Below are 26,590 nucleotides of genomic sequence, written 5' to 3'. Positions count from 1 at the left end.
GACACACTACTGGGCGGGTATGAACGTCAATTCGCCCATCTGCGACTGGTACTTCCCGGCGCTGCCCGACAGCTGGGTGATCCACACGATGAAGTACTGGCCCTGCTGCGGCTGCGGCAGCGTGATGTCGGTGGACTGGCCGTTCAGGGTGGCCGTGCCGAGCACGTGCGTGGAGTCGAGGTCCGGGGTCTTCGAGTCGGCCGACCGCAGCTCGACCACCGTGCCGTCGCTGCCGCCCGCGATGGTCACCTTCGCCAGGTTGATCGGGTTGTCGAAGGACGCGATGATCCCGACGCCCTGCTTGATCGCCGGGAACTGCTGGCGGTACTGGTCGGTGCGCCAGATGGTGCCCGGGTCGCCGTCGACGAGGTTCTTCGCGCGGCTGGTGTTGTCGCCGTCGCCGTCCGGGTTGTAGACCGCTGTGCTCGCCGGGGCGACCGGCGCACCGAGCTGCGGCTGCGCCGGTGCGCTGCTGCTGGGCGGCGGGGCCTGCGAGCTGCTCGGGGCGGGCGCCGTGGTGGTGGGCTGCGCGACGTTGATCGGCGGGCCGTCGCTGGGGCTGTCCTGGAAGAAGCTGATGGCGAGCATGCCGAGCCACGCGAGGATCGCGACCGCCGCGACGACCAGCACGGTGACGCCCAGCGCGAGCTTGCGCCGCCGCGCCTTGTCCTTGACCGGCTTCTTCGTGGTCCAGATGGTGCCGTCGTCGTCCGGCTTGACGCCGGCGGCGTTGATCAGCTGCGTGCGCTCCTCCGCCTCGGCGGCCAGCTCCAGCGCGCGCAGGATCGCCGCGCTGGTGCGGATCCCGCCGTGCCCGCCGTCCTCGATGGTGCGCACGGCGAGCGACGACAGCTCCGCGGGCACCGACGCCACGAGCGACTTCGGCGGCACGAGTCTGCCGTTGGGCGCGTGCGGCGCCGCCGGGATGGCCGCGGGTCCGCCCGGCAGCGCCCAGCGGCCGGTGAGCAGCAGGTACAGCACCGCGCCGATGGCCTTGACGTCGTCACGCAGGGTCGCGTCGGGCAGCGGGCCGGGGAAGGCGAGCCGCAGCGTGCCGTCGGTGGTGAGCCGCAGCCGCTGGGGGTGGTCGAGGCCGAGCACGAGCCCCGCGTGGTGGGCGCGCTCGACCGCCTCGGCCAGCTTCTGCACCATCCGCGCCGCCGTGAGCGGGGCGACGGGGTGCTCGGCGACCAGGTCGATGAGGTCCGTGCCTTTGGTCCACTCGGTGACGACGACCCCGAGCAGCCCCTCGCTGGAGGTGATGCCGCTGCCGAGGCTCAGCACGTCGAGCACGCGGGCGACGCCGTCGTGCGTGAACTTCGCGGCGTGGGCCGCGCGCTCCAGGGTGCGGCGCGCCATCCGGGCGGACTCCGCGTCCGCCGGGTCGCCCACCAGCAGGGTCAGCGCGACGTCGCGGCGGAGCTGCCCGTCACGGGCGCGCCAGAGGTGGGCGCCCGCCCGTTCGTCGATCCCGAACTGCGCGAGGAGCCGGTACCGGCCGTCACCGACGACACTGCCCGGCGCGAGGGACCCGCCCCGCGCGCGGACACCGAGCTGTTCGCTCCGCTTCTCGTTCACCCCGAGCTCTCTCTTTCGCGCCTCTGGGAGTCGAGAGTACGCGAGTACGACGGGTCATACGGGGTTATCCGTGTGTCGATCGTTACCTGCGCTTCACCAAACGGGTGAACCGCTTGGTCGCGGGCGCGAGCTCCTCCACCCGGAGTGCGGCCAGGACGCCGAACGAGACGCCGAGCCCCACGATCCCCTGCAGGATCAGCTTGATCCACGCGGTGATCCGAGGGCCGAAGTCCGGCACGATCGAACCGAGGAGCACGGCCGCCACGACGCCGAGCGCGCTGGCGACGAGGGTGAACAGGATGACGCCCAGCACGCGCTTGCTGCGCAGGTTGCCGAGGCTGACCCACAGCCAGACCTGGCCCATGATCGCGCCGATCACGAACGTCAGCGAGTTGACCATCATGGTGCCGAGCACGATGTTCTGGTCGGACAGCAGCGCCTGGCACAGGTACAGCAGGGGGACCTTGACCACGGTCATCACGATCATGATCAGCGTCGGGGTGCGCGCGTCCTTCATCGCGTAGAACACCCGCAGCTGCAGCATGACTAGCGCGTACGGCAGGAGCCCGAACGCCGAGATGGCCAGCGCCTCGCCGAGGCGCTCGGCGGCAGCGGTCGAGTTCGCGCCACCGCTGAACAGCGCGATGCCGACCGACGAGCCGATCACGCTCATCACCGCGGCGATCGGCACCAGCATCACGGTCGAGATGCGCGAGGCGTAGGACAGGTCGGCGACCACCTTGCGGGTGTCGCCGTCGGCGGCGTTGCGGCTCAGCCGCGGCATGATCGCCGTCAGCAGCGACACGCCGATCACGCCGTAGGGCAGCTGGAAGAGCAGCCAGGCGTTGGAGTAGATCGTGACGCCACCCGGGTCACCGCTGGTCAGGACCCGGGTGTTGATCGTGTAACCGATCTGGCTGACCGCGACGTATCCGAGGATCCACAGCGCGAGCCCGCCGAACTCGCGCATGCGCCGATCGATGCCCCAGCGCCACTTGAACCGGAAGCCGGTGCGCAGCAGCGGCGGCACCAGCATGAGCGCCTGCACGACGATGCCCATGGTGACGCCGAGGCCGAGCACGAGCAGCTTGGTGTCACCCATGCGCACCGGGTCGGTGCTGATCTCGCCGGGCAGCACCATGAACAGCGCCAGCGTGATGATGACGACGAGGTTGTTCACCACCGGCGCCCACGCCGCCGGTCCGAAGATCTGCTTCGCGTTCAGCACCGCCGACAGCAGCGCGAACAACCCGTAGAAGAGGATCTCCGGCAGCAGCAGCCGGGCGAAAGCCGTGGTCAGCGCCGGGTTGGCCTGCCCAGAACCGCCGTCGAGGTACAACGACGTGAGCGCCGGTGCCGCGATCACCGCGACCACCGAGCCGGCTAGCAGCAGTACGAACGCGACGGTGAGCATGCGCTGCGTGTACGCCTCGCCGCCGTCGGGATCGTCCTGCGACCGGACCAGCAGCGGCACCACGACACTGCTCAGCACCCCGCCGAGCAGCAGCTCGAACACGATGTTCGGCAGGGTGTTGGCGATGTTGAACGAGTCGTTCACGACGCTCGTGCCGACCGCCCACACCAGCATGATCTTCCAGAAGAAGCCGGTGATGCGGCTGATCAGCGAGGCGATCGCGATGCGGCTGGAGGACTTGACCAGCGACGGCTCCGCCGTCTTGGCCGGTGGCTCGACCTTCGGCAGGTAACCGGTCGCGTCGAGACCGGGCCCCTCGCCGAACGAGCTGGCCGAGGAGCTCGACAGCCGCGGGATCATCCGGGTGGCCAGCGAGTCGTACGGCCGCATCGAGTCCGGGTCGGCTATCGGCCACCGCGAACTGGTGGGCGCCCCGACGATGCGCGGGATGAGCATCGTGGCGTCGGGATCGTTCGGGGGCAGCGGCGGCGCCCCGAACGGCATGCTGTCCGGGGACTGCTCGCGCTCCTGGCGCCACGGCCGTACCGGCTGGCGGCGCGGGGGCGGCGGCTGGCGCGGCGGCGGCTGCCGCACGGGCGGCGGCGGGACCGGGGCCTGCTGGGACCGCGGCGGGACCTGCCTGCGCCGCCCGTTGGGCGGGACCGGCTTCACGCGCCGCGTCGGCTGCTCCGGCGGCGGGGTCCGGTCAGGCGGCGGGCGCCGCGCGACACGTTCGGCGGGACGCTCGGGTGGCCACCCCGGCTCTCTGTCCAACGCGTGCCCAATCCTCGGCGGTCGTTACGGTCACTCCAGGGTAGTCACTTCGCGCGACGGGCCCTGACTCGGCGATAGATCTGCCGCCCCGACAGCAGCACGAGCGCGACGCCGCCGGCGATCGTCAGCACCAGCGTCACCACGCCGTACTGGTTCGACCGCAGCTCGAAGCGCGCCGGACTGCCCAGCTGGGTGCCGCCCGGCGTGCTCAGCGCGACAGTGACGCTGAATCGGCCGGCCCGCAGCGCCTCGGCGGGGATGGTGATCTTGTTGTTGCTGCCGAGGCCGGCGGGCAGCAGCACGTCGCCGATGTCACCCGTGCGCAAGCCGGTGTTGTTGTTCAGCGCGACCCGCACGTCGACCTGGACGGGCAGGAAGTTGTGCAGGAAGACCGGCAGCGGCGCCGAGCCGGAGGCCAGCGAGATCGGCACGCCAGGGGTGTCGACGGTGACCTGACCGAGCAGCGACTGGAGCTGGGTGCGGGAGTCGCCCGCGGACACCTCCGCCGCGTCCGTGCCGGGCTGCCAGGCCGTCGAGGTGTTGCGCACGAGCGCGTAACGCAGCGGCATCAGCAGCTGGTCGGGGTCCACCTGCGCCACCGGGTCGACCGACATCGCGCTGCGCAGATCGGCCATCGTCGACTCGACGGAGCTCATCGTGTCGGTGACCGACGCGGGCGTGGCGGCGGCGACGTCCTCGGCGGTGTAGCTCATCGTCGCCGTGCCCGACGCGGCCTGGGTGAGCAGCTGCGTCAGCGGGGTCGCGGTCAGCATCCGGCGGCCGACCAGCTCGCCGACGCCCTGGAGCAGCTGGGTCAGCTCGGTCTGGGGCAGCGACCACCGGCGCGGCGGCGTGACCAGCACGGACCCGCCGCCACCGGTGAGGCCGCGGTACGCGAGCGCGGCCAGCCCGTTCTGGGCGCCGACCGCCGGGTCGTCGGGCGGGGTCGCGGCCGTGGCCGAACGGCTCGTCGCACCCGCCAATCCGGTGGCCACGAGTGAGTCGGCCGGCTGCGCCCGCAGCGACGTGCCCTTGACGGTGACGGCGCTCTCGCCGTCGCTCGACAGGTCCGCCGGATCGGCCACGAGGGTCTTGATCCCGGCGTTCTGCAACGCCGTCAGCGCGGCGGAGTCGAGCGAGCCGCCCGTCCACAGCACGCCGGGCAGCGGCTGGGCGCCGATCACCTGCTGCACGTGCTGCGCGGTGTTGAGCGCGTAGGTCATGAGGTCGCCGCCACGGACGCCCGCCAGCGCGGACAGGTCGGCGTCGGCGTACGGCATCTGGATCACGCACTGGTTCGCGACCAGCTGCTTCAGCGACGCCAGCCACGTCTTCGCCGCGTCGGTGCCGCTGCCCGGGACGTTGCCCTGCGGCGTCCGGACGTCGTAGCCGCGGCTCATCGCGTCCACCGTGTCCAGCAGATCCGGGTCGACGGCGTAGCACAGCGAGCGGCTCACCTGGGCGTCGTCGCGGACCGCCAGCGCCGACGAGACCAGCGCGTCCAGCCGCCCGCCCGGTCGCAGGTCGCCTGCCAGCACGTCGTCACCCAGCACGACCCTGCCGTTGAACGGCGCGGCGACCACCCGCGGACGGGTGTCCGCGACCGGCCATACGACCGTGACCTTCGCCGGGTCGTCCGGCGGGCTCGCCGGCGCCTTGCCCGGCGCGCCGAGCACGGGCAGCAGGAGGCTCAGCGACGCGAGGCGGGCCGCGCCGCCGTAGTCCGGGGTGCCGTTGACGTTCACCAGCAGGGGGTACGTCCCGGCGCTCGGCACGCGCAGACCGCCGGCCGAGCCGTCCAGGCGCACGGTGATCGTCAGCTGCCCGGTCTGCCCCGGCTCCAGCGTCGCCGGGTCGAGGTCGAGGAACTTCGTGTTGGTCACCGGCGTGGCCGGCGTGCCGGACATCGCCGTGCGCACCTGCCGTTCCGTGCCCAGCCGCTCGCCGAGCTCCAGGCGCACCTGCAGGTCGCTGATGCGGCGGTCGCCGGTGTTGGTGACCGTGCCGGTGATGTTCAGGGTGCTGGACGTGGACGTCAGCACCCGGGGGTTCATCTGCGTGACGTCCAGACGCAGCCGGCTCGGCGTGTCCGTGACCGGCTGGGCGCCGACGCGCAGCGGCGCCAGCAGGACGACCAGGAACGCTACCGACACCACGGCGGCGAACCGCTTCACTCTCCGACTCCTTCGGTCGCCGGCTCTTCGTCCGCGAACAGCTCTCGGGCCTTGCGCACCAGGGCGCGTTCGTCGGTGTAGGCGAGCCTGCGCTCCAGATCCGCGATGGGCACCCAGGCCACCTCGGTGACCTCGACGTCCTCGTCGGAGAGCTCGCCGCCGACGGCTTCCAGCAGGAAATGATGCACGGTCTTGTGCACCCGCCGTCGCTCGGCCACGAACCAGTAGTCGATCGTCCCCAGCGGGGAGAGCACGCGCGCGGAAATCCCGGTCTCCTCCTTGACTTCACGCAGCGCTGTCTGCTCGATCGTCTCGCCGTCCTCGATGTGCCCCTTCGGCAGCGACCACAGCAGCTTGCCGTGCCGGTCGAGCCTCCCGATCAGGACCGCCTGCTCGCGCTCGGCGTCGACGACGAGGCCGCCGGCGGACGTCTCGTCGACCGTGGTCATCTTCCGGCCGCGGCGGCGGCGCGACCTGCGCCGCGGCTTCCCTCCGCCGGAGCGACCGGTCGATCCAGACATGCTGCGATGCTAGTGGTTGCCGGTGCTGAGTGGTTGCGAAAGCGTAGTTGCGCCCTCACTTTCGGTCGATGGGTACGCTGGCTACTCGTGTCTCGTCGGCAACAGTGGACCTTGCAGGTGGTTGTGTCCCAGTGAACGAACTCGCTGCCCAGCGGAATGCGGTGATCGAGCTGATGCGGATCTCACCGCTCGCCGACGAGCTGGCCGGGCTCTTCGCCCGGGCCGGCCACCGGTTGTACCTCGTCGGCGGCAGCGTGCGTGACGCGCTGCTCGGCCGGCTCTCGCACGACCTGGACTTCACCACGGACGCGCGCCCGGATCGAATACTGGAGATCGTCCGCGGCTGGGCGGACGGCGTGTGGGACACCGGGATCGAGTTCGGCACCGTCGGCGTCGCCAAGCGCGGCTCGACGCTGGAGATCACCACGTTCCGCGCCGACGCCTACGACCGCGTCAGCCGCAACCCCGAGGTCACCTTCGGCGACACGATCGAGGGTGACCTGGTGCGGCGGGACTTCACGGTCAACGCCATGGCAATCGATTTGACGACAAAGCAGTTCGTCGACCCGCACGACGGCATGGAGGCCCTGGCGAGGCGCGTCCTCGACACGCCGGCCACGCCGCAGGAGTCCTTCGCCGACGACCCGCTGCGCATGCTCCGCGCCGCCCGGTTCACCTCGCAGCTGGGCTTCACCCCGGCCGAGCGCGTGGTCGAGGCGATGACCGAGATGTCGGGCGAGATCCAGCGCATCACCGCCGAGCGGGTGCAGACGGAGATCTCGAAGCTGCTGCTCGGCGAGCACCCGCGGCGCGGGCTGGAGCTGATGGTCGACACCGGGCTGGCCACGCACGTGCTGCCCGAGGTGCCGGGGATGCGGCTGGCGATCGACGAGCACCACCAGCACAAGGACGTCTACCAGCACTCGCTCACCGTGCTGGAGCAGGCGATCGCGCTGGAGCAGGACGGGCCGGACCTCGTGTTGCGGCTGGCCGCGCTGCTGCACGACATCGGCAAGCCCGCCACGCGGCGGTTCGAGCCGGGCGGTGGCGTGAGCTTCCACCACCACGAGGTCGTCGGTGCGAAGATGGTCCGCAAGCGTTTGCGGGCGTTGAAGTACTCGAAGCAGATCGTCGACGACGTGAGCCAGCTGGTGTTCCTGCACCTGCGGTTCCACGGCTACGGCAAGGGCGAGTGGACCGACTCGGCCGTGCGGCGCTACGTCACCGACGCGGGCCCGCTGCTGGAGCGGCTGCACAAGCTGGTGCGCGCCGACTCCACCACGCGCAACAAGCGCAAGGCCGCCGCGCTGCAGCGGACGTACGACGATCTGGAGGAGCGCATCAACCGCCTCCAGGCCGAAGAGGACCTCGCCAGGGTTCGACCGGACCTCGACGGCAACCAGATCATGGAACTGCTGGGCCTGCCGCCCGGTCCGCTCGTCGGGAAGGCGTGGCGGTACCTCAAGGAGCTCCGGCTCGACCGCGGTCCCCTGTCCCGTGACGAAGCGATCGTGGAACTGCGGCGCTGGGCCGAGGAGAACGGGATTCCGTAACTTCCGCGCCGCGCGAGGGGACTCCATGGGTGTGAACACCCGAACTCCGCGGGCCGGGTTCCTCGTGACGCTCCTGCGCCGGGGTGCGCCGGCGATGGCCACCGCCACCAGCGAGCTGGACGACCGGATTGCCGACCCGTCCCCCATCGCCGCCCTGCGCCGGATGCGCCGCATGGCCGGGCCCGTGGACGTGACGGTGCAGGACAACCTGCTGCTGCGCGCGACACGGTACGTGGCGATGGTGCCGCTGCTGTACCGGATCATCGCGGTGCTCGGCGCGCTGGCCGCGTTCTACGCCGACGGCGGCAGTTCGCCGGTCGTGCCGGTGGTCGCGGTGCTGTGCGTGGGGCTCAACGTGTTCGGCCTGCGCTGGCTGCTGCGCTCGGCGCCGTTCCGCAACGGCAACGCGGCGCGCCTCCTACTGCTGGACGTGGTGTTCACCGTCGCCGCGTACCTCGTGGTGGCGGCCGTGGTCCCGCCGTCGTCGTTCGCGGCCGCGATGCAGGTGCCGGGCAAGGAGTTGCTGGGCGGGATCGCACTGCTCACGTTGGCGCTCGGTATCGGTTACGGAGCCGGGCTGCTGGTGCTGAGCATTCCGCTGGCGATGCTGGCGTGGCTGTTCAACAGCGGTGTGTTCAACGTGAAACAAGGGTTCACCGCGCTCGGCACGATGCTCGGCGTCCTGCTCACCGCGACGGGTGCGCTGGTGCTGCTGGGCCTCGGGACGCGGCTGGCGCTGGCGTACGGCATCCGGCACGGGCGGCTCGCGGAGCGCGCGCGGCAGCACCGGACGTTGCACGACACGGTGCTCCAGACGCTGGAAAGCATGGCGCTGCCCGGTGCGGGTGACGCGGACCAGCAGCTGACCGAGCTGCGCCGAATCGCGCGGGCGCAGGCGCTCGAAGTGCGGCAGATGCTGGAGACCTCGCAGCGGGAGTCGGACGAGGAAGCCGCCCGCCCGCTCGGCGAGAAGCTGACCGCGCTGGCGGCGGAGATGGCGCGCGAGGGACTGCGGGCGCAGCTGGTGATGGCCGAACTGGACGAGGAAACCCTCGACGAGGTGCGCCAGGTGGCGATCCGGGACGCCGCCCGCGAGGCGATGCGCAACACCCTCAAACACGGCGGCACCGACCAGGTCGTGGTCCGGGTCGCCGAGGAGGACGGCGGGGTCGCCGTGGTGATCCGCGACCACGGCACCGGCTTCGACGAGTCCCACCGCCCCGCGGGCTTCGGCATCAGCGAGTCGATCACGGCACGCCTCGCGGAGGCCGGCGGCCGCGCGCGGGTGGAGTCCAGCCCGGGCAGCGGCACCCGGGTGACCCTCTGGATGCCGCGGTAGCCCGCGGCCGTTCGTGGCGTCACCGCGACAGGCCGCGTCCGCAGGTCAGGGGCGGTTTTCGGGGCTCCTATGGTGCTGCCATGACCGAACAACTGGAAGCCCGCGTGGCCAAGCTCGAGGACGAGGTGCCGGAAGCGATTGCGATCGCCCGGGATGCACGCCACCATGCAGCCATGGCTGAAGCTCTCGCTCGCGGTGCCTCGCTGGAGGCTGGTGACTGCGTCAGCATTCTCCGCGGGCACACCAATCTGCTGAACGCAATTCGTGATGACCATGTGGAGCAGGGTCAGCGCCTCGACCGGGTCGAACAGAGGATGGACAGGATCGAGAAGGAGATGAAGGAGGGCTTCTCCATGGTGGCCGTCGGGATGTCCCAGATCACCGCTCTGATCAAGGGCGTCGAAAGCTAGATCCGCTCCAGAACCCCTTGCTCCAGGTGCTGCGCGAGGGGCCTCGGCAGCAGGTAGCCGACGGCCCCTCCCGGCATCGGGCCCCACGGCAGTGTCACCCCTGTCAGCGCGGGCAGCGGCCTGACCAGCCGGTACCGCTGCTGCACCTGCTCCCGCTCCGGCGCGAGCGACGCCTCCGGGAACCGCGTCGCCGGGTCGTGGACCAGGTTGCCCGCCTCGTTGCCGAACCGCAGGACCGTCGTGCCCGCGGGCAGCACGATCATCCGCTTCGCGCGGAAGAAGTTCAGCGGCGGCTCGCCGCGCAGCGGCACGATCGGCCAGTCCAGCTGTCCCGGCTCCTCCGTCCGCGCCGGGTACAGCAACAGCGACCCCAGCAGGAATCGCGCCGCCTCCTCCACGTGCGCGAACGCCGCCGGCTCACCGGCGCCGGGGCCGCTCACCTCCCAGCTTTCCTTCGTCCGGACCAGGCACCACACGCCTTCGACGCGCTCGCCGATCCGGAACGCCGACGCCGGGATCCCGTACTCCGCCAGCCGCCGCTCCAGTACCGCCAGCACCTCCGACGCCCGCAGCCCCAACGGCGGCTCCCCGCCGCGGTCCACCAGCGTCACCGCGTCCGGCTCCACCGGCTCGGGTACCGACGGCTTCGGCCGCCCGAGCACCTCCGCCTCCGCCGCCGCGCGCACCTGCGACGACAGGTACGGCACGCGGTACGCCGCCGCGCGGATGCGGTCCAGCAGCTCCGGCTCGGGCGGGATCCCGTACTTCCGCAGGTAGTGGGGCACCGCCGCGGCCCAGATCCAGACGCCATCCGTGTGAAAGGCGTCCGGCACGTCCGCGGGAGCACCCGGGTTCACCGCGTCCGGCAGGCGCCCGGACCTGCTGACCACGACCGGCGCGCGGTACAGGTAGTCCAGTACCGCCCGCGCCTCCTCCTGCGTCAACGGCTGCGGCTGCTCCGGCAGCCGGGCGTGGCGGAACGGCAGGTCCAGCGGCAACCCGGCCTTTCCGGCCAGCCACTCCGGCACCTGCTTGCGGTCACGCGGAAACCGCTCCAGCTCCGCCTCGTACGAGCGGGCCGTGAGCCGCCCGCGGGGCGACTGCCGCCAGTTCGGCTCGTCGGTGGTGTTGTAGTCGAAGGAGAACGACGACGGCGCCTCCAGTGTCAGCGTGCCCTGGAACCACGTGCCCGTCTCCGGCCGGTACATCGCCGTGCGCAGCTGCGTGAACAGCTGCCCCAGCCGCGGCGGGGCGGGCAGCGACACCGACTCGCCACCGCCGACCGACCGGACCTCGATCTCCGCGTACTCCCCGACCTGCCGGAACTGCGCGGCCACCCGCTCCCAGCCCTCGGGCAGGATCGCCCGCACGGTCCGGGCGATCGCGCGCACCAGCGGCTCCGGGTCGCCCGGTTCGGGCGCCGGCCGCGCCGCGCCCGGGAAGTCGTGCCGCTCCTGCCACAGCGCGGTGATCTCGGCCGGCGTCGCCGTCGCCGTCAGGTCCGTGAGCCCCAGCTGGCGGGCACGCGCCTCGTCCTGGCCGTTCCAGCGCAGCGTGAGCTCCGTGCCGGGCTCCACTCGGAAGATCTCGTCGTCGAACAGGCAGTGGGTCTGCAGGGTGAACGTGCCCTCGGCCTGGTCCTCGGGGATCACCTTGGCCGGGCGCGAGTCCCACTCGGTGTCGAAGTCCTCGGGCGCGTCCTCGTCCGGCGCGGAGACCAGCAGCACGGCGGCGTCCGCCGTGGACCGCTCGGCCCGGTACGCCTGGCCCCGCCACACGCCGTACAGGCCGTCCGGCCGGTCTGCCAGTTCTGCTCGATACCGCACTTCTCCCCCTGTGCCCGTGGACCCTGAGAACTTAACCGACAAATCGCTCGAGACTGCCGTCGGCGACGTGGTCGCGGATCGCCTTCGGCAGGACGTAGCTCACCGCCCCGCCGGGCAGGTTCGCCCACGGCACCGCGATACCGAGGATGACCGACAGCGGTCGGCACAGCCGGTACTTGCGCTCCTGGCGCTCGCGCTCGATCGGCAGCGACGTGGTCGGGAAGCGGGCTTCGTCGTGGTGTACGAGGTTGCCGCTCTCACCGCCGAAGCGCAGCACGACCGTGCCGGCCCCCAGCCGGACGATCCGCTTGTTGCGCAGCAGGGTCAGCGGCGGCTCACCCTCGGTCGGCTGGATGGGCCAGTCGGCGAGCTCGGCGGAGGTCTCCAGCGGCGTCTCCTGGCCCGCTGTCCGGCGGGCGGGGTGCAACAGCAGCGTGCCGAGCAGGAACTGCGCCGCGTCCTGCGCCTGGTCGAAGTAGGAAGCCTCCACCGGCACGGAGTTCTCGTACCAGGCGACCTCCCAGCCCCGTTCGGTCGCGTTGAGGCACCACGCGTGGTCGGCGCGGGCCGCGATGCGGTACGCCTCCGGCCAGACGCCCTCCTCGCCGAGCCGCTGCGCGAGGACGACGAGCAGCGCCGGGTCCTCCAGCTTCGGGTCGGTCTGGGTTTCCAGGGCCGCGGCGACGTCTCCGCTGGTCGGGCCCAGGTCACGGGCGTCCGCGCGAGGCCGGGGACGCCCGAGGAGGTCGGCGGCCGCCGTCCGGCGAATCAACTTGTCGACATATGGCGGCTGGAAGCCCTGCGCGCGGATGTGCGCGAGGAACTCCGGTTCCGGCGGGGTGCCGTGCTTGCGCAGGTAGTGCGGCACCGACGCGTGCCAGACCCACGTGCCGTCGGTGTGGTAGCTCTCCGGCACGTCGGCCTCACCGCTGAAGACGTCGGGCCCGAAGCCGCTGCCGACGAGGACGGCGGGCTGGCGTTCGAGGTACCGCAGCACCAGCGGGATCTCGTCCTCGGGCACGGGCGGCCGGTCCACTGCCGGCGCCTCGCCCGGACGGTGCGCGTCGACGACCCGCGCGTGCCGGAAGGTCACGGCGAGCGGGCGTCCGGCCGTTGCGTCCATCGCGCTCACTTTAAGCGAGAAAGCGCTGCCGGACTCACGAATTGCGTCGGATGGCCAGGAGATAGCCGACCCCGCCGAGCAGGTACACGGCGGTGGCGACGAGCAGCAACGCCGGCGAGCGCCCGTCGAGCGGGACGACGGCCGCGGCGATCGAGACGGCGACCACCTGCGTGATGTTGAACAACGTGTCGTAGAGCGCGAAGACGCGCCCGCGGGCCTCGTCCCCGACATCGCGCTGGACGGCGGAGTCGACGCACAGCTTGAGCACCTGCCCGGCGGCGGTGATGAGGAACGCGGCGAGCAGCGTGGTGGGCAGCAGCATCGGCAGCCCCAGCCCGGCCTGGCTGACCGCGGCCAGCAGCAGCGAGGCGAGCACGACGCGGTGCCTGCCGAAGCGGCTGACCAGCCGCGGCGTGCAGAACCCGGCGAGCAGGATGCCCGCGGCCGCGCCGACCGCGAGCTGGCCCAGCCCGGGCAACCCGGCCTTGAGCAGTCCGAGGTCGGTGAACGAGTAGCGCAGCAGCAGCACGGTGAGCAGCAGTGAAATGCCGTAGGACGCGCGGTGCGCGAACAGCGCGACGAACCCGGCGGTCACCGTCGGGGCCGCGAGCGCGGCGCGGCCGCCGTCCGCGAGCCCGCGCGCCACCGCGACGAAGGCGTCGTCCGGCTCGTCCACCGCGTCCGGCCCCAGGCTGCCGCGGGCGAACCGGGCCGCGACGACGGCGGCGACGATCGTGCCGAGCACGGCGAAGGACGTCGCCCAGGCGGAGCCGGAGTTCCCGGTGCCGAACAGCGCGCGCAGAGCGATCGCGCAGCCGCCCCCGATCACCGAGACGATCGAGCCGAGCGTGGTGGCCACCGCGTTCGCCGTGACCAGCGTGTGCCGGGGCACGACGTGCGGGAGCGAAGCCGACATCCCCGAGCCGACGAACCGCGAGATGCCTTCGACCAGCAACGCGAGCACGAACAGCTCGGTGCCGGCGAGCCCGAACCCGACGGCGGCGGAGGCGAGCACGATGGCCAGCCCACGCAGCAGGTTGGCCAGCACGAGCACGCGCCGCCTGTCCCACCGGTCCAGCAGCGCGCCCGCGAAGGGGCCGATCACCGAGTACGGCAGCAGCAGGACCGCGAAGCCACCGGCGATGGTCAGCGGGTCGGCGCCGCGCTCGGGGTTGAACAGGACCGCGCCCGCGAGCCCGGCGCGGAAGACCCCGTCGGACCACTGGGCGGCGAAGCGGGAGAACAGCAGCCTGCGGAAGCCGGGCATCGCGAGGAACGCGCGCGGCCCGATCTTCTTCGCTGCTGGTTCCGCGCTCGCTGTCACAGCTCGACAGCATACGGTGTCGGCACAAGATCTCAGAGTGAGCGAAAGGGGCCGGCGCACTTGGTCGCCTCTCGGCGGCGTGGCGCAGTGTGGCTCCAGCCGAACGGTATTCCACAAAGGCTCTTCTCAAGTGGGCCCGGGGGACACGGAGTGCGCCGGCCAGTACGTCCAACGGACCCCGGCGGCGTGTTGTTCCCGCTCCGCTCGAATCGTCCGTGACGTGAGTGGGATCATGGCTGCGTGCCACCGGACGCCGAGGTTGAACCGGGCTCGCTCCTGGTCGCCGCCCCCACCATGTTCGATCCCAACTTCCGCCGGACGATCGTCTTCATCATCGACCACCGGGACGAGGGCACGCTCGGGGTCGTGCTGAACCGGCCGAGCGACGTGCCGGTCGACGACGTGCTGCCCAGCTGGGGCAGGCACGTGGTCGAACCGCAGTCGGTGTTCGTCGGCGGTCCGGTGGAGAAGAAGACGGCGTTGTGCCTGGCCGCGCTGCGGGCCGGGGAGACGGCGGCGAACGTGCCGGGGCTGATCGGCGTGCGCGGCCCGGTGGCGCTGGTGGACCTGGACGCGGACCCGGACCTGCTGGTGCCGAAGGTGCGTGGGCTGCGGGTGTTCGCGGGGTACGCGGGCTGGGACTCCGGTCAGCTGGCCGGCGAGATCGACCGCGGCGACTGGCTCATCGTGCCCGCGCTGCCCAGCGACGTGCTGGCGACGCCGGACCGCGACCTGTGGGGCCAGGTGCTGCGCCGCCAGGGCGTCCCGACGGCGCTACTGGCCACCCATCCAGGTGACCTTCAAAGAAACTAAGCCTTCTGCAGCGAGCAACCGCCGCAAGCGCAACCCGAGCAACCGCCGCCACCGGGCGCGATCGGCTCCGGCACGGCCAGCGCCGCGCGGTGCCCAAGCAGCCCGCCCGCGGTGACGAGCGCGAACATCCCGACCAACCCGACGAGGACGGCGATGACGACGCCCGCCGTGGTGGGCATGAACAGCCCCGCGACCCCGGCGAGGATCCCGACCAGCCCGGCCACGATCGTGGGCAGCCCGGCGACCTTGTTCGCCGTGCGGAAGGCCTGCGCCGAGCGCAACGTGGCCTCCGTGCGCACCCCGGCGCCGCGGTCCACGAGTTTCTCCCGCCAGCCGAGGACCCCGCCCCAGCCGACGACGAGACCGAGCACGACAGGAATCAGCGCGAGTACGAACACAGGCGTAAGGATACGGGTCCAAAGCGTTTCACCCGGCGGCATACCATTGCGGGTGTGAGTGAGGCAACCGAGGAGATCCCCGGCCACCGCTACAACGCGGAGCTGGCCGGGCGCATCGAGCTGCGCTGGCAGAACTACTGGGCCGACCACGGCACGTACCACGCGCCGAACCCCGTCGGTCCGCTCGCCGCCGCCGACATCCCCTCGGACAAGCTCTTCGTCCAGGACATGTTCCCGTACCCGTCGGGCGCCGGTCTGCACGTCGGGCACCCGCTGGGCTTCATCGGCACGGACGTCTACGCGCGCTACCACCGGATGATCGGGCGCAACGTCCTGCACACCATGGGCTTCGACGCGTTCGGCCTGCCCGCGGAGCAGTACGCGGTGCAGACGGGGCAGCACCCGCGCAAGACCACCGAGGAGAACATCGAGACCTACCTGCGCCAGATCCGCAGGCTGGGGCTGGGCCACGACGAGCGGCGCCGGATCTCGACGATCGACCCTGGGTACTACAAGTGGACGCAGTGGATCTTCGTGCAGATCTACAACTCCTGGTACGACGAATCGGCCGCCCGAGCTCGGCCTATTGCTGAACTGGAGGCGGAGTTCGCACAGGACAAGCGCCCCACGCCGGACGGGCGGGGCTGGTGTGAGCTGACCCGCAAGGAGCAGCTGGAAATCCTGGCCGACTACCGGCTGGCCTACATCTCCGAGGCGCCGGTCAACTGGTGCCCCGGGCTGGGCACGGTGCTGTCCAACGAGGAGGTCACTCCCGACGGGCGCAGCGAGCGCGGCAACTTCCCCGTGTTCCGCCGGAACCTGCGCCAGTGGATGATGCGGATCACCGCCTACGCCGACCGGCTGGTGGACGACCTGGACCGGCTGGACTGGCCGGAGAAGGTCAAGGCCATGCAGCGCAACTGGATCGGGCGCTCGCACGGCGCCCGTGTCCGGTTCGCCGCCGGTGAGCACTCGATCGAGGTCTTCACCACCCGCCCGGACACCCTGTTCGGTGCCACGTACCTGGTGCTGGCGCCGGAGCACCCGCTGGTCGACGAGCTGACCGCGGCCGCGTGGCCGTCCGATGTGGACGAGACGTGGACCGGTGGCGGGGCGACCCCGGCGGAGGCCGTGCAGGCGTACCGGCTGGCCGCGTCGCGCAAGTCCGAACTGGACCGTCAGGAGAACAAGGAGAAGACTGGCGTCTTCACCGGCTCGTACGCGGTGAACCCGGTCAACGGCAAGGAGATCCCGGTCTTCGTCGCCGACTACGTGCTGATGGGCTACGGCACCGGCGCGATCATGGCGGTGCCCGCGCAGGACCAGCGCGACTGGGACTTCGCCACGAAGTTCTCGCTGGAGATCGTCCGGACGGTGCAGCCGTCGGAGGGCTTCGACGGCGAGGCGTTCACCGGCGAGGGGCCCGCGATCAACTCGGGCTTCCTGGACGGCATGGACGTCGCCGAGGCCAAGAAGGCGATCATCGAGTGGCTGGAGGAGCACGGCCACGGCGAGGGCACGGTGCAGTACAAGCTGCGCGACTGGCTGTTCTCGCGCCAGCGGTACTGGGGTGAGCCGTTCCCGATCGTCTACGACGAGGACGGCGTCGCGCACGCGATTCCCGAGCACATGCTGCCGGTCGAGCTGCCCGAAGTGGACGACTACTCGCCGCGCACCTTCGAGCCGGACGACGCGAACGCCGAGCCGTCGCCGCCGCTGTCCCGCGCCACCGACTGGGTCGAGGTGACGCTGGACCTGGGCGACGGGCCGAAGACCTACCGCCGCGACACCAACACGATGCCCAACTGGGCCGGTTCGTGCTGGTACCAGCTGCGGTACGTGGACCCGGAGAACGCGGAGCGCTTCGTCGACCCGGAGAACGAGCAGTACTGGCTGGGTCCGCGCCCGGCGGAGCACGGCGTCAACGACACCGGCGGTGTGGACCTGTACGTCGGCGGCGTCGAGCACGCGGTGCTGCACCTGCTGTACTCGCGGTTCTGGCAGAAGGTGCTGTTCGACCTGGGGCACGTGTCGTCCGAGGAGCCGTACCGCAGGCTGTTCAACCAGGGTTACATCCAGGCGTTCGCGTACACGGACTCCCGTGGTTTCTACGTTCCTGCCGAGGAGGTCGAGGAGAAGGACGGCAAGTTCTTCTTCCACGGCGAAGAGGTCAAGCAGGAATACGGGAAGATGGGCAAGAGCCTGAAGAACGTGGTCACGCCCGACCAGATGGCGGCGGACTACGGGGCCGACACCTTCCGGTTCTACGAGATGGCCATGGGTCCGCTGGCGGACTCCCGGCCGTGGGCGACCAAGGACGTCGTGGGCGCGCAGCGGTTCCTGCAGCGGCTGTGGCGGCTGGTGGTCGACGAGCAGACGGGCGAGCTGCGGGTGTCCTCCGCGGAGCCGTCGGCCGAGGACCGCAAGCAGCTGCACCGCACCATCGCCGGGGTCCGCGAGGACTACGCGGAGATGCGGTTCAACACGGCTGGCGCGAAGCTGATCGAGCTGAACAACCACCTGACCAAGGTGTACGGCTCGACCGAGGGCACGCCGCGCGAGCTGGTGGAGCCGCTGGTGCTGATGCTGGCGCCGCTGTGCCCGCACGTCGCGGAGGAGCTGTGGCACCGGCTGGGCCACGTCGACTCGCTGGTGCACGGGCCGTTCCCGGTGGCCGACGAGCAGTACCTGGTGGACGACACGGTCGAGTACCCGATCCAGGTCAACGGCAAGGTGCGCGCGCGGGTCACCGTCGCGGCGGACGCCGGCAAGGACGCGGTGCAGGCGGCGGCGCTGGCGGAGGAGAAGATCCAGGCGCTGCTGAACGGCGGCGAGCCGCGCAAGGTGATCGTGGTGCCCGGCCGGCTCGTGAACGTGGTGCTCTAGACGCCTTACTCCAGGCCGATCTCGCGTGCGAGGTCGGCCAGGAGTGCGTCGAACACGGCGTCCGGTTTGGACAACGGGATCGGGTAGTTCCCGAACACCTCCAGCGTGATGTGCCCGTAGAGGCGGGCCCAGAACTGGATCATCACGTAGGTGGTGCCGAGGTCGAGCTTGTCCGGCGGGAACTCGGCGCCGGACTTGCGCAGCACGGAGAGCAGGTCGGCCTGGAACGCGGTGAGGTCGTCGCGCAGCTCGGGGGGTACGGCGTCCGCGGGCGGGATCGTCAGCTGGTGGCCGGCGAGAATCCGGCCTGCGGCGACCAGGAAGATCCGGCCGAACGGCTCGCTGGCGCGGTGCATCGTCGCGACACTGCCCGCGGCCGAGCCCACGTCACCGGTCGGCGACGCGAACACGAGCGTGAACTCCTTCGTGTGCGTCAGCGCCCAGCGGCGAAAACCGCGGCAGATCGCGAACAGCTGCTTGGCGCCGTCGTCGGAGAGCCCGCCGATCTCCTCGCTCAGCTCGGCGGCGAGGTCGGCGATGACGTCGAGCCGCAGGTGTTCCACGAGGTCGTCGCGGGAGCCGTAGTAGCGGTAGAGGGCGGGTGCGGTGATGCCCAGCTCGCGCGCGATCGCGCGCAGGGTCACCGCTTCCGGTCCGCGCTGGACGAGCAGTGAGCGGGCAGTTCGTCGGATGTCCTGGTCGGTCGCCACGCGCACGCGGCCCCGGCGCGTCGGCTTGTCCATTCCCGCATTCTAGGTCCGGCTCGTCCCGGTCCGGGACAGGGAAATGCGGTTTCCGGGGGTGAGTCGGCCACCGGGCGCCGCCGGTACCGATCGCTCGGGGGGCTACGCGATCGGTACCGGCGACCCGATGCCCGTTTCCGGCGGGGCCGGGAACGGACAGCTCTGGAGAGTCCGGAACGGCCCCGTTGGGACGGCCCAGCGGCCATCTCACCCATTCGGGTGAAGCAGACCGGACACTCACCCTAGTGTCGCATCTTCTCCCGGAGAAGTTACAAAGTTCTTCACATTTGCCAATAGGGGAGACTGGACCGCATGACAGACGTCCTCGTGGTGGGTTCGGCGAACGCCGATCTCGTGGTGGCGGCCGAACGGCGTCCCGGCGCCGGGGAGACCGTGCTGGGCGGCGACACGACCGTCCTGCCGGGTGGGAAGGGCGCGAACACCGCGGTCGCGGCGGCGAAGCTGGGCGCGGACGTCGCGTTGCTCGGCGCGATCGGCGACGACGCGTACGGCCGCCTGCTCACGGAGTCCCTGCACGGCGCCGGAGTGCGCACCGAGCTCCTGCGCACCGTGGACAGACCGACCGGGATCGCCTACATCACCGTGACCCCGGACGGCGAGAACTCGATCCTCGTCTCCCCCGGCGCGAACAGCGCGCTCGAACCGGACGCGCTCGACGGTGCGTTCGCCCGCGTCAAGGTCGTGGTGGCCTCGATGGAGATCCCGCTGCCCACCGTCGAACGGGCCGTCGCCGCGGCCGCCGACGCGGGAGCGCTCGTCCTGCTGAACCTCTCGCCCGTCGCCGAGCTCGCCCCCCGGACGCTGGCCGCGCTCGACGTGCTGCTCGTCAACGAGCACGAAGCCGCGGCACTGCTGGGTTCCGGTGTGGCGCCGGGGAAACTGCTCGACCTCGGGCCGCGTTCCGCGGTCGTCACCCTCGGCGCGCGCGGTGCGCTCGTGCTCACCGAGGACGGAGCCACCGAGATCGCCGCGCCGCGGGTCGAACCCGTCGACACCACGGGTGCCGGAGACGCGTTCACCGGCGCGCTGGCCGCCGCGCTCGCGACGGGCGTCACGCTGGAAACCGCTGCTCGCAAGGCCGTTCGCGTCGCGGCGATCTCCGTGACCCGCCGCGGTGCGCAGCCGTCCTATCCGTCCGCCGCCGAACTCGAGGGCCGCTGAGGGCTGTCCTCCGAGGTCGGGGAAAGGGTATGGTCTAGACCATGTTGACCGGAGTCGCCGTGAGCCCGGGCCGTGCGCGCGGTCCCGTCGTGCGGGTCGCCGAACCACTCGGCGAACCCGCCAGCACGCCCCAGCCGACCGATCCGCAGGCCGAGGCCGCGCGCATCGGCCCTGCCACGCGGGTGGTGGCCGAGCGTCTGGAAGCGCTTTCCGCGAGCGCCTCCGGGGAAGCCGCCACCATCCTGCTGACCACTGCCGCGATGGCCGGCGACCCCGCGCTGCTCAGCGAGGCCGAACGCCTCGTGGTCGCCGAAGGGTTGCCCGCCGCGCGAGCGGTGTACGAGTCGGCCAACGGTTTCGCCAAGACGCTCGCCGCCGCCGGCGGGTACATGGCCGAGCGCGTGCGCGACATCGAGGACGTGCGCGACCGCGTGGTGGCCGAGCTGCTCGGCGTCGAACCGCCCGGCGTGCCCGAGCTGACCACGCCCAGCGTGCTCGTCGCCCGCGACCTGGCGCCCGCCGACACCGCCGGTCTCGACCCGGCGAAGGTGCTCGCCCTCGTCACCGAGGAAGGCGGGCCCACGAGCCACACCGCGATCCTGGCCCGTGCGCTGGGCATTCCGGCCGTCGTCGCGGTTCGCGGCCTGCTCGCGCTGGACGCCGACGCGCTGCTCGTCGACGGCGACACCGGGGAGGTCGAGGCCGCCGACGCGAGCGAAGGCGTGCTCACGGCTGTCGCGAGTGGACCCGCGGAGTGGGACGGCACGGGGACCACTTCGGACGGTCACCGGGTCAAGGTGCTCGGCAACGTCGGTTCTCCGGCCGACGCGCGGGCCGCCGCCGACGCGGGTGCCGAAGGCGTGGGCCTGTTCCGCACCGAGTTCTGTTACCTCGACGCGGCCGACGAACCTTCCGTCGCCGAGCAGCGCGCCGCCTACGCCGCCGTGCTCGCACCGTTCGCCGGAAAGCCCGTCATCGTGCGGACCTTGGACGCGGGAGCCGACAAGCCGCTCGCGTTCCTGTCCCCGGAGGCCGAGCCCAACCCGGCGCTGGGCGTCCGCGGCCTGCGGGTCGCGTTCGACCGGCCGGAGGTGCTGGACCGCCAGCTGGAGGCGATCGCGGGAGCGGCGCAGGACTCCGGCGCCGAGGTGTCGGTGATGGCGCCCATGGTCGCCACCGCGGCCGAGGCCGCGTGGTTCGCCGAGCGCGTGCGTGCCGCGGGTATCGAGCGCGCGGGGGTGATGATCGAGATCCCGGCCGCGGCGCTGTCCGCGCGGGAGGTCCTGGACGCGGTCGACTTCGTGTCCGTGGGCACGAACGACCTGGCGCAGTACACGTTCGCCGCGGACAGGCAGCTGGGCGCGGTCGCGAAGCTGAACGACCCGTGGCAGCCCGCGCTGCTGCGCCTGATCAAGTTGATCGGCGACGCGGCCCGTGCCACGGGCAAACCGGCGGGCATCTGCGGAGAGGCCGCGGCGGATCCGCTGTTGGCGCGCGTCCTGACCGGACTGGGCGTGACGAGCCTGTCGATGAACGCGCCCGCGGTCCGCGCGGTGGGCGCGAGCCTCGCGGAAGTCACCCTCGCGCAGTGCGAAGCCCTCGCCGAAGCCGTGCTGGCGACGGCTGACTCCGCCGAGGCTAGGAGAACAGCCCGCGACGCGGGTGCTTGATCACCAGTGAGCCGCCGTGCACGCGCCCGGTGAACACGAACCGGGGCGTGCCCGCGCGGCCGTCCGAGGCGGTCTTGTCCTCCAGCGAGCCGTACTTGAGCTCGGTGATCTCGTTGAGGTCCACCGAGGCGTGCTCCGGAATGATCACCTCGACCGAGCCCCACTTGCAGTCGAGCTCGATCCGCACGGTCGGGCTCGACACCTGGGCCTCGCTGAAGTCCAGCTTCGTCGAGCCGAACTTGTTGTTCACGACGACCTCGGACGGCACCAGCCACTGACCGTTGCGCACGAGCGAGGAGTACTTCGCCGTCAGCACCAGGCGCCGATCGGAGGACGCCGAGGGTGGCGGGGCGCCGAGGTCGCGGTTGACCATGCCGGGGATGTCGACCAGCACGCCGTTCAGCTCGCCGCGCGTGCGGGCGGCCAGCGCGATGTCAGTGCGCTGCGTGAACTCGTCGAGGTCCAGCAGCCCCCGGCCGATGGCCTTCTGCAGGATCGTGACGACGTGCTCGCGCTCCTCGTCGGACACCCGCAGGTTGCGGGGGTCGAGCGTCGCGGTCTCGGTCTCTTCGCCCATGCGGGCAGCGTAGGACGGGAAAGCGGGGGTGGGATCCGGGAAAAACCCCGAATCACTCCTGGTCGAGCCCGTGCTCGATCGCGTACCGGGCCAGCTCGACGCGGTTGTGCAGCTGGAGCTTCCGCAGCGTCGACTGGACGTGGTTCTCCACCGTCCGGTGCGAGAGCACGAGGCGTTCCGCGATCTGCCGCGACGTCAGCCCCTTCGCGACCAGGCGCAGGACGTCGGTCTCCCGCTCGGTCAGCCGCGGTGGCGGCGGGCCGCCCACGGGCGAGTCGGCCATCCGCCGGTACTCGCCCAGCACGAGCCCCGCCAGTCCCGGGGTGAACACGGGGTCACCCTGAGCCGTGCGGTGCACCGCCTCCACCAGCTCCTGCGCGGACGCCGACTTCACCAGGTACCCCGACGCGCCGGCCTTCACGGCCTCCAGCACATCGCTGTGCTCGCCGCTCGCGGACAGTACGAGCACGCGCGTGTCGGGCAGCGCCATCGTGATCTCGCGGGTGGCGTCGACCCCGGAGCTCTCGCCGAGGTTGATGTCCATCAGCACGACGTCGGGCCGCACGGCACCGGCGATGCGCACCGCCGCGTCGGCGTCCGGCGCGGTCGCGCGCACCTCGAAGCCGTGCTCCGTCAGGTCCCTGGCCACGCCGTCGCGCCACATCGGGTGGTCGTCGACGACCATCACCGAGATCATCGCTTCGTGTCCCCCTTCGGCATCCGAATCTCCCATTCGGTTCCGCGATCCGGGCCGGTCTCCAGTGAGATGGTCCCACCCAGTTCAAGTACCCGGCCCTTCATGGACCGGGCCACCCCGAGCTGCCCCTCAGCCTCCGCTGCGGCGAGCCTGCCCTCGGAGATGCCCGGCCCGTTGTCGCGCACGGTGATCACGACCTCCGAAGCGAGGTCCTCCAGCAGCACCCAGGTGTTCGCGCCTGGTGCGTGCTTTTCGACGTTGGAAAGCGCTTCCCGGACCACGGCGACGAGTTCGGCCGTGACGCGCGCGGGCAGCAGCACGTCTCCGGCTGGCGCGGCCACCTGCACCTTCGAGGACGCGAGCAGCTGCAGCGCACCCCGCAGGTCGGTCTCCCCGGCGCCGGTCGCGGTGGGCTCGGTGGTGACCAGTGCCCGCAGCGCGATCTCCTGCTCCCCGGCCAGTTCCGCGAGCTCCGCGGCCTCGCCGCCGACCTCCATGCCGCGACGGCGGACGCGCGCGAGCACCTGCAGCGTGTTGTCGTGGATGGAGCGGGCGAGCCGCTCGCGCTCGGCGGTCGCCGCCTCCTTGCGCCAAGCCTCGGCGAGCGCCGCCGCGGACTTGCGGGCCGTCGTCGCACTCATGCCGATCAGCAGCCCGGTGGCCACGAGCAGCACGCCGTCCCGCGCGACGTCGAGGGTGAACGCCTGGCGCGCCACCGCCGTCGCCGCACCGACGACCACGCCTGCCGCCACCCCGCCGTAGCTGCCGAAGCGCGTGCCGACGACCACCGGCACGCAGGCGACCCAGACCGTCGTGATCAGCGGGTCCACTCCGGACAGCTGGGCCGGGTCAAGGATCAGCGGCGACGTCAGCATCAGCCCGCACACGACGACGAGGTCGAGCACCACGAACCAGCGCCACCGCCAGCGCAACGCCTCGCGCGCGTAGACGAGGCTTGTCAGCACCGTCCACACCGCCATGCAGCCCAGCACGACCCACGCCAGCCCCGGCCGCTGGTAGGTCCGGTCGTTCGCGATCACCGCGCCGAGGGCGAACAGCCAGGTCAGCAACCGCAGCGCGATCCCGCTCCACCACAGTGGCGTCGCGGGTTCGACGGCTGTCGGGCCGAAGCGGCGGCTCATCGCTGCCCTTCCACGACCTCTTCGGGATCGTCGTTGGGCGCGGCTGCCTCCTGGTCGTGCAGCACGTCCACCTCCTCCGGATGCGGGTCGGTCTCGTGCAGCAGCGAGCGGATACCGGAGTTGAGCACGGCGAGCAGCGGCACCGCCAGCAGCGCGCCCGCGATCCCGGCCACGACCAGCCCCGTGGCGATCGCGAGGACCACGGCCAGCGGGTGCAGCTTGACCGCGCGGCCCAGCAGCAGCGGCTGCAGGATGTGGCTTTCCAGCTGCATCACCAGGATCACGATGCCCAGCACGATCAGCGCGGTGACGAAGCCGTTGGTCACGAGCGCGACCAGCACCGCGACCGCACCCGCCACCACGGCGCCGAGGATCGGCACGAACGCGCCCAGGAACACCAGCGTGGCCAGCGGAACCACCAGCGGCACCCGCACGATCCACAGCCCGATGCCGATGCCGACGGCGTCCACCACCGCGACCGCCGCGGTCGCCCGCACGTACGCGACCAGCGAGGCGAACCCGCGGCGCCCGGCGACGTCGAGCCGGTTCCGCACCGGCCGCGGCGCGCCCAGCATGAGGAAGGACCAGATCCGGTCGCCCCCGGCGAGGAAGAAGATCGTCACGAACAGCGTGAGCAGGAAACCGGTGAGGATCTCGCCCACCGTGCTCGCGGTGGTGAGCGCGTTGGTGGTGATGGCGGCCTGGTTGTGCTGCAGGTAGCTGATGGCGTTGTCGATGAACTGCTGGATCTGCTCCTGGCGCAGGTGCAGGTCGTTCACCAGCCAGTCGCGCACCTGCGAAAGGCTGCTGTTGAGCTGCGTCTGCAGCTGGGGCAGGCCGTCGGTGAACTGGATGATCACGAACGTAAGCAGGCCGCCGAGGATCGCGAGCCCGGCGACGAGCACGAGCGCGGTGGCGAGCCCGCGCGGCACGCGGATGGTGACGAGGTGCGACACCGCCGGCGCCATCAGGGCGGACAGCAGCAGCGCGATGGAGACCGGGACGACCACGACGGACAGCCGCCCGACCAGCCAGACGACCACGTAGAGCGCGGCGATCACGAGCAGGAAGCGCCACGCGAAGGCCGCGGCGATCCGCAGTCCCCTCGGCACGGCGGCGGTGCTGGCGGGATCCTCCCCGGGCAGGGGCGATCTGCGGCGGTCTGTCACGGCCTCACCCTAGCGAGCCGGGCGATTCGGGCGGGGGTGCCGACACCTTCCGCAGCTGCTCAATCGATCGGGTGGATCGCGCGGCCCGTGACGCTGGGTGGTGGCCGATGGCACTCAGCGATCTTCACACGATCTAGCGATCAAGGCGTCTCCGAGATGCGCGGCGGACCGGAGTTTTGGTTATGTCGTCGATGCAAGCCCGTCGAAAACCAATGTGAACTCTTTTCGGCGTCGGCGAAATTCCGGAACGCAGGAGAACGGTGAAGCAGCAGGACGCGTCCGCACAGCGGGGCACGGCACGTGCCGGCCGCTGGTTCGCGCGCGCTCTGCTCGTGCTCGGCGGCGCGGTCGCCGGCACGGCCGCTGCCTGGGCCGTCTCCACTGCCAGCGCCTCCGCCGACACCGCCATGCCGGAGTCCGGCCAGCAGGCCGCCGTCCAGCAGGACGAGCACGCTCCCGCGGTCCCCGACGCAGCCGACGTGCTGGCGGGTCCCGCCGAGTTCGCCGCGCACCTGCAAACCGGTGACGGCATCGCCCACGGGCGGCAGACCGCGGCCGAGGTCACCGACGCCGTGCAGCGGTTCGCCCAGGACGCCGTCGTGGCCCCGGTGCACGAGGTCGTCGACACGGCCGTGCAGCTCACCCGCCAGCCGCAGGACGCGCCGCGCGTGATCGGCCAGGCGCTGACGCCGCCGCAGGACTTCCTGCACTTGCTCCGCCCCTCGGGCGGTGAGCTGATCAAGCTGCCGCTGCCCGGGATACCCGGAGCCGGCGAGCGCGAGCCCGCCGCCGCCCCGGCCGCTCCGGCGGTCGCCGCCCCGCCCGTGCTGCCCGCCGAGCCGTTCGGCCCGGTCGCGCTCGTGCTGCCCGGTGCGCACAGCATCGCGCAGCACGCCGACGACTACGGCCTGGCCGACGGCGGCTCGCACGCGGACCGGCACGACCGGTTCCCCTATTCCCCGGAGCGCGGCCCGCTGGCCCCCTCCGGTGTTCCGTTCGCCCCCGGTGGTTCCGCCGCCGGTGGTCATGTGGACGGTCAGCTGCTCGGCGTTCCCGCCGGTGTGCAGCCCTTCGCCGACGCCCACGCCGTGCGTGCCGTGCGCTTCGGTATCCGGCACACGCCGGTCCAGCCGGGCGAGCAGCCCGGCGTCACACCTGACTGATTCGCGAGCGGGGTAGCGGAACGCGCCCTGTTCGCCGTGGCTTTCTCGTGCCCGGTCGCGTGTTCCCTGCATTCCCGCTTGTCCCCTCGCGGACGTCGTTCCGCGACCCCGGGT

The 26,590-nt window shown here is 71.6% G+C and carries 21 protein-coding genes; 8 read left to right on the top strand and 13 right to left on the bottom strand.

Annotation, left to right across the window (positions count from 1 at the left end; translation table 11 throughout):
* Positions 1-6: 6 nt before the first annotated feature.
* The 4 genes from FHX82_RS01120 to FHX82_RS01105 form a co-directional block, all read right to left on the bottom strand.
* Complete coding sequence (locus FHX82_RS01120) at positions 7-1,578, bottom strand: protein kinase family protein (protein WP_145932379.1); 1,572 nt, start codon at positions 1,576-1,578, stop codon at positions 7-9.
* 82 nt (positions 1,579-1,660) lie between these two features.
* Complete coding sequence (gene murJ, locus FHX82_RS01115) at positions 1,661-3,496, bottom strand: murein biosynthesis integral membrane protein MurJ (RefSeq protein WP_145932517.1); 1,836 nt, start codon at positions 3,494-3,496, stop codon at positions 1,661-1,663.
* Positions 3,497-3,810: 314 nt separating this feature from the next.
* Entirely contained in the window at positions 3,811-5,940 is a 2,130-nt protein-coding gene (locus FHX82_RS01110; RefSeq protein ID WP_145932380.1) for a DUF6049 family protein, read from the bottom strand.
* Complete coding sequence (locus FHX82_RS01105; RefSeq protein WP_145932381.1) at positions 5,937-6,461, bottom strand: NUDIX hydrolase; 525 nt, start codon at positions 6,459-6,461, stop codon at positions 5,937-5,939. The genes FHX82_RS01110 and FHX82_RS01105 overlap by 4 nt, the downstream gene beginning before the upstream one ends.
* Positions 6,462-6,592: 131 nt before the next feature.
* On the opposite strand from FHX82_RS01105, the gene FHX82_RS01100 reads away from it, so the two are divergent.
* From FHX82_RS01100 to FHX82_RS01090, 3 genes are all read left to right on the top strand, one after another.
* On the top strand, positions 6,593-8,014 hold the full coding sequence (locus FHX82_RS01100; protein ID WP_261377061.1) for a CCA tRNA nucleotidyltransferase: 1,422 nt from the start codon (positions 6,593-6,595) through the stop codon (positions 8,012-8,014).
* A 25-nt stretch (positions 8,015-8,039) separates the two neighbouring features.
* Positions 8,040-9,353 carry a sensor histidine kinase gene (locus FHX82_RS01095; protein WP_145932383.1) on the top strand — a complete coding sequence of 438 codons (1,314 nt, stop codon included), beginning with the start codon at positions 8,040-8,042 and terminating at the stop codon, positions 9,351-9,353.
* An 80-nt stretch (positions 9,354-9,433) separates the two neighbouring features.
* On the top strand, positions 9,434-9,763 hold the full coding sequence (locus FHX82_RS01090) for an SNARE domain-containing protein (RefSeq protein ID WP_145932384.1): 330 nt from the start codon (positions 9,434-9,436) through the stop codon (positions 9,761-9,763).
* Here the strand turns inward: FHX82_RS01090 and FHX82_RS01085 are convergent.
* Genes FHX82_RS01085 through FHX82_RS01075 form a run of 3 tightly spaced genes read right to left on the bottom strand, consistent with a single transcriptional unit; the run spans position 9,760 to position 13,979 of the window.
* Complete coding sequence (locus tag FHX82_RS01085; protein WP_145932385.1) at positions 9,760-11,589, bottom strand: TNT domain-containing protein; 1,830 nt, start codon at positions 11,587-11,589, stop codon at positions 9,760-9,762. The genes FHX82_RS01090 and FHX82_RS01085 overlap by 4 nt on opposite strands.
* 31 nt (positions 11,590-11,620) lie before the next feature.
* The gene (locus tag FHX82_RS01080) at positions 11,621-12,712 is read right to left on the bottom strand and encodes a TNT domain-containing protein (protein ID WP_145932386.1); all 1,092 of its coding nucleotides are present in this window, start codon (positions 12,710-12,712) and stop codon (positions 11,621-11,623) included.
* A gap of 34 nt (positions 12,713-12,746) precedes the next feature.
* Positions 12,747-13,979 (bottom strand): MFS transporter, encoded by a 1,233-nt coding sequence (locus FHX82_RS01075; RefSeq protein ID WP_145932518.1) that lies wholly within the window; start codon positions 13,977-13,979, stop codon positions 12,747-12,749.
* Between the two features lie 297 nt (positions 13,980-14,276).
* Here FHX82_RS01075 and FHX82_RS01070 point away from each other — a divergent pair, with 297 nt between their 5' ends.
* Positions 14,277-14,849 carry a YqgE/AlgH family protein gene (locus FHX82_RS01070; protein ID WP_145932387.1) on the top strand — a complete coding sequence of 191 codons (573 nt, stop codon included), beginning with the start codon at positions 14,277-14,279 and terminating at the stop codon, positions 14,847-14,849.
* Here the strand turns inward: FHX82_RS01070 and FHX82_RS01065 are convergent.
* Positions 14,846-15,247, bottom strand: a complete 402-nt coding sequence (locus tag FHX82_RS01065) for an SdpI family protein (protein ID WP_145932388.1) — start codon at positions 15,245-15,247, stop codon at positions 14,846-14,848. The genes FHX82_RS01070 and FHX82_RS01065 overlap by 4 nt on opposite strands.
* Before the next feature lie 54 nt (positions 15,248-15,301).
* Here FHX82_RS01065 and leuS point away from each other — a divergent pair, with 54 nt between their 5' ends.
* A complete protein-coding gene (gene leuS / locus FHX82_RS01060) occupies positions 15,302-18,133 on the top strand; it encodes a leucine--tRNA ligase (protein ID WP_145932389.1) in 2,832 nt (943 codons plus the stop codon).
* Positions 18,134-18,138: 5 nt separating this feature from the next.
* Here leuS and FHX82_RS01055 read toward each other — a convergent pair whose 3' ends face one another.
* Entirely contained in the window at positions 18,139-18,876 is a 738-nt protein-coding gene (locus FHX82_RS01055; protein WP_145932390.1) for a TetR/AcrR family transcriptional regulator, read from the bottom strand.
* 312 nt (positions 18,877-19,188) lie between these two features.
* On the opposite strand from FHX82_RS01055, the gene FHX82_RS01050 reads away from it, so the two are divergent.
* Both FHX82_RS01050 and ptsP read left to right on the top strand, forming a co-directional pair.
* Complete coding sequence (locus FHX82_RS01050) at positions 19,189-20,058, top strand: ribokinase (RefSeq protein WP_145932391.1); 870 nt, start codon at positions 19,189-19,191, stop codon at positions 20,056-20,058.
* A gap of 41 nt (positions 20,059-20,099) precedes the next feature.
* Positions 20,100-21,728, top strand: coding sequence for a phosphoenolpyruvate--protein phosphotransferase (gene ptsP, locus FHX82_RS01045; RefSeq protein WP_145932392.1), 1,629 nt, complete (start codon positions 20,100-20,102; stop codon positions 21,726-21,728).
* Here the strand turns inward: ptsP and FHX82_RS01040 are convergent.
* Genes FHX82_RS01040 through FHX82_RS01025 form a run of 4 tightly spaced genes read right to left on the bottom strand, consistent with a single transcriptional unit; the run spans position 21,697 to position 25,313 of the window.
* Positions 21,697-22,305 carry a DUF1707 SHOCT-like domain-containing protein gene (locus FHX82_RS01040; protein WP_145932393.1) on the bottom strand — a complete coding sequence of 203 codons (609 nt, stop codon included), beginning with the start codon at positions 22,303-22,305 and terminating at the stop codon, positions 21,697-21,699. The genes ptsP and FHX82_RS01040 overlap by 32 nt on opposite strands.
* A gap of 52 nt (positions 22,306-22,357) precedes the next feature.
* Positions 22,358-23,002: a response regulator gene (locus FHX82_RS01035; protein ID WP_145932394.1), complete on the bottom strand. Its 645-nt coding sequence runs from the start codon at positions 23,000-23,002 to the stop codon at positions 22,358-22,360.
* On the bottom strand, positions 22,999-24,144 hold the full coding sequence (gene macS, locus FHX82_RS01030; RefSeq protein WP_145932395.1) for a MacS family sensor histidine kinase: 1,146 nt from the start codon (positions 24,142-24,144) through the stop codon (positions 22,999-23,001). Before macS ends, FHX82_RS01035 begins: the two co-directional genes overlap by 4 nt.
* The gene (locus FHX82_RS01025; RefSeq protein WP_145932396.1) at positions 24,141-25,313 is read right to left on the bottom strand and encodes an AI-2E family transporter; all 1,173 of its coding nucleotides are present in this window, start codon (positions 25,311-25,313) and stop codon (positions 24,141-24,143) included. Before FHX82_RS01025 ends, macS begins: the two co-directional genes overlap by 4 nt.
* Positions 25,314-25,573: 260 nt before the next feature.
* On the opposite strand from FHX82_RS01025, the gene FHX82_RS01020 reads away from it, so the two are divergent.
* On the top strand, positions 25,574-26,476 hold the full coding sequence (locus tag FHX82_RS01020; protein WP_145932397.1) for a hypothetical protein: 903 nt from the start codon (positions 25,574-25,576) through the stop codon (positions 26,474-26,476).
* Positions 26,477-26,590 lie beyond the last annotated feature (114 nt).

It is taken from the genome of Amycolatopsis bartoniae, assembly GCF_014191255.1.
GTDB lineage: Bacteria > Actinomycetota > Actinomycetes > Mycobacteriales > Pseudonocardiaceae > Amycolatopsis_E > Amycolatopsis_E bartoniae.
Note: the sequence above shows the minus strand (reverse complement) of the source record. Positions and strands in the feature narration are given on the sequence as shown.